At 60.8% G+C, this 12,849-nt stretch carries 13 protein-coding genes and 1 pseudogene; 13 read left to right on the forward strand and 1 reads right to left on the reverse strand.

From position 1 onward, the window contains the following. The first annotated feature begins 10 nt into the window (after window positions 1-10). The 13 genes and pseudogenes from ACLB0R_RS04245 to ACLB0R_RS04305 all read left to right on the forward strand — a co-directional run bounded on the left by ACLB0R_RS04245 (window position 11) and on the right by ACLB0R_RS04305 (window position 11,458). Window positions 11-553 carry a GNAT family N-acetyltransferase gene (locus ACLB0R_RS04245; RefSeq protein ID WP_416642102.1) on the forward strand — a complete coding sequence of 181 codons (543 nt, stop codon included), beginning with the start codon at window positions 11-13 and terminating at the stop codon, window positions 551-553. Further along, a complete protein-coding gene (locus ACLB0R_RS04250; protein ID WP_434953719.1) occupies window positions 550-2,262 on the forward strand; it encodes an amino acid ABC transporter permease/ATP-binding protein in 1,713 nt (570 codons plus the stop codon). The genes ACLB0R_RS04245 and ACLB0R_RS04250 overlap by 4 nt, the downstream gene beginning before the upstream one ends. Next, window positions 2,262-3,170: an ABC transporter substrate-binding protein gene (locus ACLB0R_RS04255; RefSeq protein WP_416642103.1), complete on the forward strand. Its 909-nt coding sequence runs from the start codon at window positions 2,262-2,264 to the stop codon at window positions 3,168-3,170. The genes ACLB0R_RS04250 and ACLB0R_RS04255 overlap by 1 nt, the downstream gene beginning before the upstream one ends. A gap of 476 nt (window positions 3,171-3,646) precedes the next feature. Then, window positions 3,647-6,181 carry a TonB-dependent receptor plug domain-containing protein gene (locus ACLB0R_RS04260; RefSeq protein ID WP_416642104.1) on the forward strand — a complete coding sequence of 845 codons (2,535 nt, stop codon included), beginning with the start codon at window positions 3,647-3,649 and terminating at the stop codon, window positions 6,179-6,181. A gap of 25 nt (window positions 6,182-6,206) precedes the next feature. Continuing rightward, on the forward strand, window positions 6,207-6,356 hold the full coding sequence (locus ACLB0R_RS04265; RefSeq protein WP_416642105.1) for a hypothetical protein: 150 nt from the start codon (window positions 6,207-6,209) through the stop codon (window positions 6,354-6,356). Between the two features lie 65 nt (window positions 6,357-6,421). Continuing rightward, window positions 6,422-7,021 (forward strand): hypothetical protein, encoded by a 600-nt coding sequence (locus tag ACLB0R_RS04270; protein ID WP_416642106.1) that lies wholly within the window; start codon window positions 6,422-6,424, stop codon window positions 7,019-7,021. Between the two features lie 24 nt (window positions 7,022-7,045). Beyond that, on the forward strand, window positions 7,046-7,459 hold the full coding sequence (locus ACLB0R_RS04275; protein WP_416642107.1) for a DUF6152 family protein: 414 nt from the start codon (window positions 7,046-7,048) through the stop codon (window positions 7,457-7,459). Between the two features lie 9 nt (window positions 7,460-7,468). Beyond that, window positions 7,469-7,957, forward strand: coding sequence for a DUF6644 family protein (locus tag ACLB0R_RS04280; protein WP_416642108.1), 489 nt, complete (start codon window positions 7,469-7,471; stop codon window positions 7,955-7,957). Between the two features lie 9 nt (window positions 7,958-7,966). Further along, window positions 7,967-8,425: a DUF6644 family protein gene (locus ACLB0R_RS04285; RefSeq protein WP_416642109.1), complete on the forward strand. Its 459-nt coding sequence runs from the start codon at window positions 7,967-7,969 to the stop codon at window positions 8,423-8,425. A 34-nt stretch (window positions 8,426-8,459) separates the two neighbouring features. Further along, complete coding sequence (locus tag ACLB0R_RS04290; protein WP_416642110.1) at window positions 8,460-9,428, forward strand: hypothetical protein; 969 nt, start codon at window positions 8,460-8,462, stop codon at window positions 9,426-9,428. An 85-nt stretch (window positions 9,429-9,513) separates the two neighbouring features. Next, a complete protein-coding gene (locus tag ACLB0R_RS04295; RefSeq protein WP_416642088.1) occupies window positions 9,514-10,071 on the forward strand; it encodes a GNAT family N-acetyltransferase in 558 nt (185 codons plus the stop codon). Between the two features lie 94 nt (window positions 10,072-10,165). After that, window positions 10,166-10,905, forward strand: a pseudogene (locus ACLB0R_RS04300) (IS6 family transposase). Window positions 10,906-10,999: 94 nt separating this feature from the next. Then, window positions 11,000-11,458: a GFA family protein gene (locus tag ACLB0R_RS04305; RefSeq protein ID WP_416642112.1), complete on the forward strand. Its 459-nt coding sequence runs from the start codon at window positions 11,000-11,002 to the stop codon at window positions 11,456-11,458. A gap of 162 nt (window positions 11,459-11,620) precedes the next feature. Here ACLB0R_RS04305 and ACLB0R_RS04310 read toward each other — a convergent pair whose 3' ends face one another. Further along, on the reverse strand, window positions 11,621-12,658 hold the full coding sequence (locus ACLB0R_RS04310) for a hypothetical protein (protein ID WP_416642113.1): 1,038 nt from the start codon (window positions 12,656-12,658) through the stop codon (window positions 11,621-11,623). Between the last annotated feature and the right edge of the window lie 191 nt (window positions 12,659-12,849).

A 12,849-nucleotide genomic window follows, 5' to 3' on the forward strand; every position in this document is an offset into this window, starting at 1 on the left:
GGACCGGACTATGAGCCTTCGCGACCCAATAGCAGATACTGACGAACTGATCGTGTCTTCCCCGCGCGATCCCCTGGCCAAGCCGTTGCTCGACGCGCTGGTGGTCGAATATGGCACCCGCTATCGAGACTTGGCCGGGCGCGGTGACGGTGCGGCATTTGTCGAAGTCTATGAGCGGTATCCGCCCGAGCTGTTCGAAGCGCCCCGTGGCGGTTTTCTGCTACTGCTGCGCGACGGCAGGCCGATCGCGGGCGGCGGCTTCATGCCGCATGCCGATGCCGGGACGGCCGAATTCAAGCGAATCTGGACTGCCGACGCGTATCGGCGCCAAGGGCTGGCGCGGCGCGTCGTCCTCGCTCTCGAGGAGCTTGCTGTCGATCTGGGCTATACGCGCGTTTACCTGACGACCGGATTTCGTCAGCCCGAAGCCGAAGCGCTCTACCGTCGGCTCGACTACACCGCGCTGTTCGATCCCCATGAAGATCTTGCTGCGCGTTTCACGCTGCCGTTCGAAAAGACGCTGATTGCGGCGCAATCGGCGCGCCACGCATGAATATCGCCGTCACGGGGTTGGAGACCAGGCTCCCGCCGACCGAGCACGCACATCTTCGCATCGTGCCCGCGCGCCATCCGGCTCGGTGGTTCGGAACCGGGATTGCCGCGGTCGTCATCCTAGCGATAGTTTCGTCGCTGGTCGGCAACCCACGCTGGGGCTGGCCCGTGTTTGCGCAATGGTTCCTGTCCGAACCCGTGGTTGTGGGTCTCGGACGAACGTTGTTGCTGACGGTGCTGGGCACCTTGTTCGGGTCGCTGCTGGGGACGGCGCTCGCTTTCGCAAGATTGTCGGGCTCTGCCCTGCTTGGCGGCCTTTCATGGGGCTATATCTGGCTGTTCAGGTCGATCCCGCTGATCGTGCTGCTGCTACTGCTCAACAATCTGGGGTATCTCTACGCCACGATCTCGCTCGGCATCCCGTTGACGACGATCACCTTCGCGTCCTGGTCGACGACCGCGCTGATCAGCCCTTTTGCTGCGGCCGTCATCGGCCTGACGCTCAATCAGGCAGCCTTCTCGTCGGAGATCATTCGTGGCGGCATCCTGTCGGTGGATCACGGCCAGCGCGAGGCGGCCGCCGCGCTTGGCTTGCCGCGGCGGCGCCAGGCCCTGGGGATTATCCTGCCACAGGCAATGCGCAGCATCCTGCCGGCGGGGTTCAACGAGATCATCGGCCTCGCGAAGGGGACGTCGGTCGTCTACATTCTGGCGCTGCCCGAACTTTTCTACACCGTTCAGGTGATTTATCGCCGCAATCTGGACGTCGTGCCGCTGCTGATGGTTGCGACGGTCTGGTATCTCATCATCCTGACCGTGCTGTCCCTGGCGCAACGCCTGATCGAGCAGCGCTTCGCACGCGGCGCCGCCACGACGGCACAACGCGCGGTATCGAAACAGGCAGAGGCCCCTGCTGGTGCCGCCTCGCGCAAGCCTTTCCCGCTGATGCAAGGCGCCGAAGTGGTCATCGACGGCGTTTCGAAAAGCTATGGTCAGAACCGCGTGCTCGACAATGTGTCGCTGCGCCTCGCGTCCGGCAGCGTGACGGCGATCATCGGTCAGTCGGGCTCGGGGAAATCGACGCTGCTGCGAATGATCAACCATCTCGATCGCGTCGATGAAGGGCTGATCACCATCGACAGTGCCTTGATCGGCTATCGACGGCAGGAAAACACGCTATTCGAGTTGCGCGAAGCCGAAATTCTGCAGCGGCGGACAGCGGTCGGCATGGTTTTCCAGCAGTTCAACCTGTTCCCGCATATGACGGTGCTCGACAACATCGTCGAGGCGCCGATCCACGCGCGCCGCGTCCCCCGCGCCGAGGCGGAAGCCGAAGCGCGCGATCTGCTGGCACGCGTTGGGCTGGGCGATAAGGTCGATGCCTATCCGCGCCATCTGTCCGGCGGGCAGCAGCAGCGCGTCGCAATCGTCCGGGCACTGGCGCTACGCCCGAAAGTGCTGCTGTTCGACGAGCCGACATCGGCACTCGATCCGGAGCTGGTCAGCGAAGTGCTGGAGGTCATCAAGGAACTCGCGCATTCGGGGACGACGCTGCTGATCGTCACCCACGAAATGGGCTTTGCCCGCGAAGTTGCCGACACCGTTGTCTTCATGGATCAAGGCCGCATCATCGAGACCGGTACGCCCGAAAGCATTTTCAACCGGCCACGCGAACCGCGCACCGCCGCTTTCCTGTCGAAGGTGCTTTGATGCGCGCGTTGCTCGGACTGTCGATCATTGGGCTGGCACTATCGGGATGCGCCCCGCCGAAGGAAAATGGCGGGCCTGAAACGCTCGCACCGATCCGGTCCGCCAAAGTCCCTGAGGCGACTGCGCTGATCCCGAAGGACTTTCGCTTTGCCGAACCCGGCACCTTTACGGTTGCGATGACGGTCGGCCAGTTGCCGCTCGCCGATTATTCGCAGGACGGCAAGTCGGTCGTCGGCGTCGAACCGGGCTTTGCTCAGCTGGTGGCGGACTCGCTGGGGCTGAAGCTCAGGATCGTGCCCGTCGCCTGGGCCGATTGGCCGCTGGGGCTGACGTCGGGCAAATATGATGCTGTCATGTCGAACGTCACGGTGACCGAGGAACGCAAAGACAAGTTCGATTTCTCGACCTATCGCGACGACAAGCTCGGCATCTACACGCGCGCCGATGGGCCATTGAAATCCGTGTCGAAGCCGGCGGACATCGCTGGGCTGAAGGTGGCTGTCGGCGCCAGTACCAATCAATCGCAAATCCTCGACCGTTGGAACGCTACCAATGTGGCGGCGGGCCGCAAACCCGCCGAACCACAATATTATGACGACGACGGTATCGGTCGACTGGCAGTGCTTTCAGGTCGCGCCGATGTATCGTTCGGTCCCAACGCCACCGCAGGCTATCAGGCGCGAGATGGGCGCACCCGCAAGATCGGCGAAGTCGCGGGGGGCTGGCCTGATACCGCCTATATTGCCGTCACGACACGAAAGGGTTCTGGCTTGGCGGTGGCGATAACGACCGCCCTGAACGCGCAAATCGCCAATGGGACTTACCGAAAGTTGCTCGAACGCTGGAATCTCGTGTCGGAGGGCATTGCCAAGTCGCAGACCAACCCACCAGGGCTACCCCGCAAGTGAACAAACGACGGGTTCCTGGTGCCCGCATCGCGTCGACTGCTGCCGACCCGGCAGCGTCCCTATTCCCATAACCCTCCGCTCGGCGGTCGATACACTCAATCCCTGCTTGGGTAACTTGATCCGAGTAGGAGCTATTTGAGGATTGGCTATTAGCTCTCAAATAGCCAACAACCGCCGTCGATCGATTAGCTTAACCTGGCCCGACAGGTTGTAATTTGAGGTGTACAGGACGTCATCGAAGGTGATTGGTCAGTGGATCTCTTCCAGCTCGACTATCGAGGTCCGCGGTGCATAGGGTCAGCGACGCCTGGCCTCGTGCCATGAATATTGTGGATAAGTATTCTTACTGCTTAGAGCATCTTCACTCGCTCAAAGAAAAACTGTTTTACCCTTAATATCCTACTAATCTAGTAGGAATTATGAAGTTTCGCAAGCGGGGCGATAAAGCGCCTGTCGCTTCAAAAAATGGGGGCATTATGAAATTTACGAAATCGATCGCGTTGACCGGAACAGCGCTGGCGGCCGTTTTTGCCGCGGGCAGCGCCAGCGCCCAAACGCGCAACCCGGCTGCCGATGTGCCCGATACCACTGCAACTGCGCCGGCGGGTAACGACATCATCGTCACCGGTACGCGCGTGACCGGGATTACGGTTGCCGAGAGTGCGACGCCGATCAAGGTTCTCGGCGAAGAAACGCTGAGCCATGTCGGTCAGCCCAACCTCAACCAGGTGCTGACCCAGCTCGTCCCGTCCTTCACGGCGCAGGCGTTCGGTGGCGACACGGCCAATCTCACCCTGTCGGCACGACTGCGTGGCCTCAGCCCTAACCACACCCTGGTGCTCGTGAACGGCAAGCGCCGCCACGGCACGGCCAATCTTGCGGTCCTCAGTGGCCCTTACCAGGGCGCAGCCACGGCTGATCTCGACCTGATTTCACCCAGCTCGATCAAGCGCATCGAAGTGCTGGAGGACGGCGCCGCCGCGCAATATGGGTCGGATGCCATTGCCGGTGTTATCAACATCATCCTGAAGGACGATAACGAGGGTGGCGACGGCTATGCGACCGCCGGGCAAAATTACAAAACGGGCGGCGATACCTATGCTGAAACGGTGCACCTCGCGACCAAAGTCGGCGATAATGGCTTCGTCAACCTCACGCTGTTCCACCGTTTCCACAATTTCACGCAGATCGGCGGGCTCGACCGGCGCGTCACCGATACATCGGGCAACCTGCGCACAACGCTGAGCGCGGCGCAGCAGGCGCTGTATAGCGCGATCCCGGGTTTTCCCGATGTCAACAAGATCAACGGCGACGCGAAATCGAATCTGACCAACTTTCAGTTCAATTCGGGCTACGATTTCGGCGGCGTGCACGCTTACGCGTTTGGGAGCTACAGCAAGCGGAGCGCCAGCGCCTATGAGAATTTGCGTGTCCCCGACCGCATCCTCGGCAATACCCCGCCGAACGGCAGCAGCGGTGTGCTGGGCGCGCCCGGCACGACAATTCCCTTCCCCAACGGATTTAACCCGCGCGAGGCGATCAGCGAAGATGATTACTCCATCACAGGCGGGCTTGAGGGAACAGTCGTTGGCCTGCATTTTGATCTGAGTACGACTTATGGCCAGGATAAAAACCTGATTTCCACACTCGATTCGGCCAATCGGTCGCTGTTCCTCGACACCGGCTTTACCCCCCGCAATTTCTATGACGGCTCGTTCACCGCGACCGAGTTCACGGCAAATGCCGACTTCTCGACCGAGTTCGACATCGGTTTTGCCAAGCCGGTCAACATCGCCTTCGGCGGCGAGTATCGCCGCAACACCTATGCCATCGGCTCAGGCGATCCTGGGTCAATCTACAAGGAAGGCGGCCAATCCTATCCAGGCTTCCGCCCGTCCGATGCGACGACCAATTCGCGCAACAACAAGTCGCTCTACCTGGATATTGCGGCGACACCCGTCGCCGGGCTGAAACTCGATGGCGCCGTAAGGTACGAAAGCTATTCGGATTTCGGCGATAATGTCATCTTCAAGGTAAATGGCCGCTACGACTTTTCGGACGCTTTTGCGCTGCGCGGCACCGTCTCGACCGGCTTCCGTGCACCGACGCTCGCAGAGTCTTTCTACTCGGCGACGAACGTCTCGCCGACTGCCGCCTTCGTCCAGCTGCCGGCCAACTCGGCGGCGGCCAAGCTCATCGGTTTCCAGAATCTGAAGCCGGAAAAATCGACCAATTTCAGCGTGGGGATCGTCGCGCGGCCGCTGCCCAGGTTGACAATTACTCTCGATGCCTATCAGGTTGAAATCAGGGATCGTATCGTCGGTACCGGATCGATCTTCGGCAGTGGCGGCGCAACCAACTTCCCGATCGTCACCGCCGCCATCCTTGCCAATGGCAATGTTCTTGACCCGACCGTGGTTCAAACCGGCATCAATATCTTCACCAACGGCGCCGACACCCGGACCCGCGGTGTCGAACTGACGGCAAGCTATCGGGCATCACTGGGCGATGTCGGCACCGTCAATTTGACCCTCTCCGGCAATTATAACGACACGTCGATCACGCGCCTGGGCGTCGCGCCGGCAACGCTGGGTGGGATCGCGCTTTTTGATCCCGCCTCACAGAGCAATCTCACGACGGCATCGCCCAAAGTAAAGGTTATCGGATCAGCCGCGTTCGATCTCGGCAAGTTTTCCGCGACCGCGCGTGGGACCGTTTTCGGGGTCACGTCCAACTTGACGAGCCCGAATGGCGGCACTTTCTATCTCCAGCGGATCCCGGCAGCGTTCATCGCCGATCTTGAGGTCGGCTACCAGTTGACCAAGGGTATTCAGCTGACGGTCGGCGCGAACAACCTGTTCGACAAGCGCCCGCCCACGGTGCAGCTGGTTCCAGGCACGACCAACTTCACCATTGTCACCGGCAACAACGTTCTTGATGCTCCGCTACCGTTCAGCCCCTATGGCATCAATGGCGGCTATTATTACGGCCGTGTGAGCTTCAAATTCTGATGGACCGCCTGGCCATAGGGTCACCGTGGATCGTGCCGAGGTCGTGCGCAGCGGCATGGTCGAGCGCAATTGGAAGTTGATGGCGTTCGAGGCCGCAGCAAATGCCAACGTCAACAATCGCTTCACCCTCGAACGCCACTTCCGCGATCGAATAAGATTTGCCGGGGATGGGTAAATATTAACTTCGTTAGCCGGCGTCTTTTGACGACGTAGAAAAGGTCAAGCGATCAGGGGGAGTGGATGCGGCTTCGCTTCAGTTGGTTTACCTTCGGCGCCGTGGCTGGGGCCTTGTTTGTTTCGGCGCTGGCCGCACGCGTGATCGCGGGTCCGTCGGCACCCGCGACGATCCAGCAAACCATGGACCACCTTATCGATCCGGCGGCGGATGCGCTTTGGGGTTCGGTCGGCACGATTGAAAGCGCGCGCGGGGAAGAGCGACGGGCTCCGTCGACACGGGCGCAGTGGCGGCAGATTGAACAGCATGCGCGCAACTTGATCGCGGGCGCCACCCTCCTTCAGCAGCCGCGATTGCCGGTGGGGATGAATGGGCACGGCCTGCTCGCCGATGCGGACACGCCAGGCATTCGCACAGCCGCCCAGATCCGTCGCGATATCGACGCCAACCCCGCTCACTTTCGGCAGGCCGCTGAGCGGCTACGCCTCGCCGGTGTCGACGCGCTTGCGGCTGCCCGGGCGCGCAGTCCGCAACGTCTGCTCGCCGCCGGCGCTGCGATCGATGCGGCCTGTGAGGCTTGCCACTCGGCTTACTGGTACCCGCGCACTCCACCGCTGCCGTTGCCTTCACCCGACGCGTTCGGTCGCGGCGGCATCCATCCCTGACCCCTCGAACCTCGGAGCATGATCATGAAGCTGTCGTTTCGCCTCTTCCCGCTAGCGCTGATGGTTGCCGCGCCGGCGCTCGCCCACCATAGCTTTGCTGCGGAATTTGACGGCAATAAGCCGGTCCGCCTTGTCGGGCGCATCACCAAGGTGGAGTGGACCAATCCCCATTCCTATTTCTACCTCGATGTGACCGGCGCCAATGGTCGCGTCACCAACTGGGCGTGCGAGGGCGGCGGCCCTGGCGCGCTGTCGCGGCGCGGCTGGAAGAAGGGCGACATCAAGATCGGCGACACGCTGATCGTCGATGGCTATCTCGCCAAGGATGGCTCGCACACTGTCGATGCCCGCCGCGTCAAGCTGCCTGACGGGCGGTTCGTCTATGGCGGGACGCCGGGTGACGGTGGCCCGGGCGATGGCGATCCGCGCAACCGCTGAGCGCGGCTGGTGCTGCGCGCCTTCAGCCAATGGCTCAACGATCTGCCGCCGTCCCAGGCCTTGGCCGAGAGCGACTGGGCGTTCCCCATTGTCGAGAGCATCCATGTGCTGGCGCTCACCCTGATGGTCGGAACGGTCGCCCTTGTCGACTTGCGCCTGCTGAACCTGGCGTTCCGGCGGGTGCGGGTATCGTCGCTTGCCGGGCAGTTGCTCCCGCTCGCCTGGGCCGGTTTTGCGCTGATGGCGGCGAGCGGCGTCGCGCTGTTCGCATCGGAGGCATCAAAGCTCTACGACAACCCCGCCTTTCGCTTGAAGGTCGTACTGCTGCTGCTCGCCGGGCTCAACCCGCTGATCTTCCATGTCACGACCTACCGGGGCGTGGCGGCGTGGGATCACGCCGTCGCGATCCCGGCACGCGCGCGGTTGGCGGCTGCCGGCTCGTTGACGCTGTGGAGCGCCATCATCATCTGCGGTCGCATGATCGCTTACTTTCATTAGAGGCCACTGGTGATCGAAGCCATCTTCCGCTGGCTCGGCGCCACCCCGATCGGCGGCTTCATGCGCGAATCCACCTGGGGCTTCGCGATCGTTGAGACGATACATCTCCTCGCCCTGGCCGCGCTGGGCGGGGCCGTGCTGGCGATCAACCTCGGTGCGGCGCGGGTCCTGTTCAGGCGCGGGGACGCAGCGGCGGTCGCTACAGGCGCCGCGCCCGTGCTCAGGATCGCCCTCGGTGTCACGATCGTATCGGGAGTCCTGCTCGTCTCCTCGAAGCCGGTCCGCTATTATCTGGATCCCACCTTCCGCGCCAAGATGGTGCTGCTCCTGCTGGCGGCGCTGTCCTCGCTCATCGTTCAGCGCCTTACCGACGAACCGGCGTCCAACGCCGCGCGTGCCGTCGCGCTGCTCTCCCTGGCCCTCTGGCTAGGGGTTGGCGTGTGCGGGCGCATGATCGGATTCCTTTGATGGCCCTCTCTCCTCCTTGCGAAAGGCTTGCCGCATGAAGCACTTCCTGGTCCTGCTACCCCTCACCGCCCTGATCGCGCCGGCGCTTGCCCCGGCCCAGCAGACGGTTCCGCCGAAAGCGCCCGCGCACAAGTCCATTGAGGTGGAAGGCGACGGCGCCTCGCTCATCGGGCGCGAGCCGACCGGGCCCGCCCGACCAACGCCACGCGATGCGGCGGGGCATCCCGATCTCACCGGCTTCTGGAAGCCGATCAAGGACGGCAAGCCCATAGGCAATATCGGTCGCGATCTGCCCGGCTTCCGCTTGCCGCTGACGCCCGAGGGCGAAGCGGCTCTCAAGCACAACCTGACGGAAACGGTCGATCCCGAGGCGCGCTGCATCCTGGGCGGCATCCCGCGCCATGACGCAAGCGGCCTGCCGTTCGAGATCCTGCAAACGCCCAAGCGCCTGGCGTTCCTTTACCTCTATTCTACCCATCGCTTCATCCCCACCGACGGCCGGGAGCGCGATGCAGACCCTGAGCCCCGCTTCTTCGGCAACCCGATTGGAACGTGGCGCGGCGACACGCTCGTAATCGACTCGACGGGATTCAAGGACACCAACATCTGGATTGACGAGAATGCGAACCCGGCCAGCGGCGAGATGCACACGATCGAGGAATGGACCCGGCCTGATGCCGGCCATATCCATCTCGTCCTGACGGTCGACGACAAGCGCTATTACACCCATCCCTTTACCTTTACCCGGACCTGGGTGCTCGGTGGCCCTGGCGAAGGGCTGACCGAATATGCCTGCAACGAAAACAATGTCGACCTGAAGCATCTCGGTCCCGGGCCCGGCGCGATTGGCCCGGACGGCAATCGCGGCGCGGACATTCCCAAGACGCTGCCCGACAACCCGCCCCCACCCGAATTCTACGAGCAGCAGGAAAAGGCGCCGAAGCCGGCTCTCCCCGTTGGCCAGGGTCATGGCGAGGCACCGCATGACAAGCCGAGAGGATGACGCTGCCGCAGCAAGCGCTAAAGAGATAATTGATCCCCGCTTGCCGACCGGCAGTGCCGCCGGATATTGAGGTCGGCGATCGACCATGGGCTTCACGCACCGTATCGCTACCCTGGAAGATCTGGCGGCACTTCGCGCCCTGATGCATCGCGCAATCGAGCAATTGCAGGATGAATTCTTAACGCCTGAGCAGGTCGCCGCGAGCCATAAGGTCATGGGGCTGGACAGCCAGCTCATTACCGACGGGACCTATTTCGTCATTGAAGACACAGACGAGCACGCAACGGCTGGCTGCGGCGGCTGGAGCTTTCGCAAAACCCTATATGGCGGAGATAACAGCGTTGTGGAGCGTGCCCCCCAAGTGCTCGACCCGGCCACCGACGCCGCAAAAGTGCGCGCGATGTACACCGACCCTGCCTATTCAAGGCGTGGTGTCGGAAAGCTCCTGCTGGGTCTCTGCGAAGCTGCTGCTCACGCTGCCGGCTTCCGGCGGGTTGAACTGATGGCGACGATGTCGGGAGTGCCCTTGTACCGAGCAGCAGGCTATCAGCCGGTCCAGGAGGTTACCTCAGCACCGATTGAAGGCGTGACCGTTCCGCTGTTGCTGATGGAAAAGATACTTGTGCCTTATAACCCTTTCTAAGGGTGAGGCGTTCGAGCGGTTTGATCCTCCTTCAGATATCGGGGCACCTCGGATGGTTCTGTCAGACGAACGAGGCAGCTGCTAGCGGCGGCCGATGCCTCGCAAATCTCGAGCGTTGCCAACCAGCCCGTTTCGTCGGTTCAACTCGTCGCCCGAGGTGATCCGCTTGTTGGTGATGGACATCTGGTTCCCGCTGTCACTGCGGAACATAGAGGACCTGCTGTTCGAGCGAGGCGCCGATATTTCCTACGAGACTGTGCGCTTCTGGTGGAACCGGTTTGATCCCATGTTCGAGGGCGATGTGCGGCGACACAGGGTGAGCCGCATGCGCGGATTTCGCCACCGACGCTGGCACCTCGACGAGATGTACGTGACCCGAAGGGCGGCGAAGCCAACCTCAATGGCGAGATGGTCTACCTCTGGCGAGCCGTCGATCACGAAGGCGAGATCCTCGAGAGCTACGTCACCAAGATCCGCGACAAGGACGCCGCACTAAGGTTCATGAAGAAGGCGCTGAAGCGCCACGGTTCACCCGAGGCCACCACCACTGACGGCCTCCGGTCTTATCGGGCAGCGATGACCGAGCTCGGTAACCAGGACAAGAAGCAGGTTCGTCGTTGGGCCAATAATCGGGTGGAGAACAGCCATCTGTCCTTCCGACGACGAGAGAGGGCGATGCTCCGTTTCAGGCGGATGATGAGCCTACAGAAGTTCGCCTCGGTCCATGCCAATGTCCACAACCACTTCAACCTGGAACGCCACCACGTCAGCCGTAAAATCTACAAGGAACGACGCTTGGCCGCGCTCGCCGAGTGGCGGTCTGTGAGTAGCTGAGTCTCATGGCACTTCTGCTAAATGTATCGTGCAAAAAGCGGCCCACGTTAGACTGACAGCTCAAGTATAGACATTGGTCTTCAAGGAGTGAGAGATGTCCATTTCCGGCGGATGCCTGTGCGGCGCAGTCAAGATCGCCATATCCGGCGATCCGCTGGATGTCGTCCAGTGCTGGTGCCGCCAATGCCAGAGACGTGCGTCGGGTGGTCCGACACAAAACGCGATCTTCAAGTCCTGTGACGTGAGCATAACTGGTCCGCTAGCCCGCAACGGCTATATCGCCGCCAGCGGGAATGAGCCTACTAACTGCTTCTGCGTCTCCTGTGGCACGCAAATTTGTGGACTAAGTTCGGCCGCGCCGCACCTGACTGCGATACGCCTTGGCACTCTCAACCAGCCACATGGCCTCTCCCCCCGAACTGCCATCTGGACATGCGAAGCGCCGGCCTGGGCGGAGATTGACCCGACACTAGTACAATTTGCCGAGCAACCACCTGCGCCACCGCCAACGGACCCTTGGGTCGCCAGTTCTCTCCAGTCTCCAAATTCCTAGTCGCGCGTCTCGCAACCCCGTGATTGTCAGCCGGAGCTGCAAGCTAGACCCTGTCTATATACAGAATACTCGAAGCAACGTCAGGCAAGTCATGCCGTAGATCGCCGTAGCCTGAGGACACCGCTTACAAATCGCTGTTGCTTTTGTAATGAGCTGATTGCTCTAACGAGCTAAACCAAACTGCCCAAGTATCAGGTCATTGGTTTGGCTACCGGCATGGACAACAAGGTCGCCGTATACCTTTGGATCAGTAACGCTGTATTCAATCCGCCGATCCATTCGCATCTGTTTACCGAACATATGGTTAGAGTGGCTCCCTCCAAACAATGCGCCACCGATATTACCGAGCATTTGAGCCGTTTCAGCTGTTTTCTGTACGCCAGACGTGATGTTTTTTATTTCTGCAAATGAGCCACCCTCGACCAGGGGCTTATTTATTACCAGTTTCCCCACCTTACCCGATGTATCCATCAACTGTAGCTGGGACCCACGCGGCGAAATAGCGATCTCGGCCTTAACGTTCAGCGATTGGAAGATCCCCGCCCCGCTGCTTTTCGCCGGTTCGGCAAAATCCACGACATATACCACGTTGAGCACAGGGATTTTGGCATTGCGGGCATAGTCATATTGAGCGGTGTAAACATCGCGCACCCCCGCATCCATAAACCGTAACGCCAGCGCCATGTTATCATGGTGTGCCAGCGTCGTAGGCCACCACGCTTGTCCTTCGACACTCTGCTTGTCCTCAAGCGGGACCGTGACCGGATGGCCCTGTTCTTCTGAATGAACCCTTTGATAATAAGGGTTTGCATAGTAACCGGCGGGGTCGGCAACGGTAACCCCTTGATGTGCAAGTTTCGCTTTGAAATCTTCAAAAATCGCATCGGTTACTCGCTGAAAAGTCGAACTGTCGACTCCTGCTAGCTGGCCGATAGCTTTCGACTCATTGTTGTTCGAAAAAAATCCGCCCCCGGAATAGGACACCGTTTTAGTAAGAAATACTACTGTAAACTGCCCCAAGACAACTTGATTCACGCCCTTGAAGCTTTCTAAGTGCTCGCTCCAGATCGGTCCATCGCCGTGGCTGTTTATCTGTTTATTAATCAAATTGCCCAGCGGGCCTGAATATGCGCGTGGCGTGCCCAGTAGGGAGCCGGCAACCGCGGCTAGCGCAAGCAGCTTGTGGATCCTCGATGCCATGGTGTCCCCCGCGATTAACAAGTGCGAGAGCAACTAAGCAGCAACCACCATCGTCACACGTTACAAAAGTCGTTAGGATGCTCAAGAAGTCACGAGATAGTATCGCGCGGCTGTGGCGCCATCATTCTCGACTGTAATCTCGTGTGGTTCCGAATAGACCGGGCGCCAGGCGCAGACTAATATGCCGCGTC

Source organism: Sphingomonas sp. GlSt437, from assembly GCF_048015635.2.
Lineage (GTDB): Bacteria > Pseudomonadota > Alphaproteobacteria > Sphingomonadales > Sphingomonadaceae > Sphingomonas.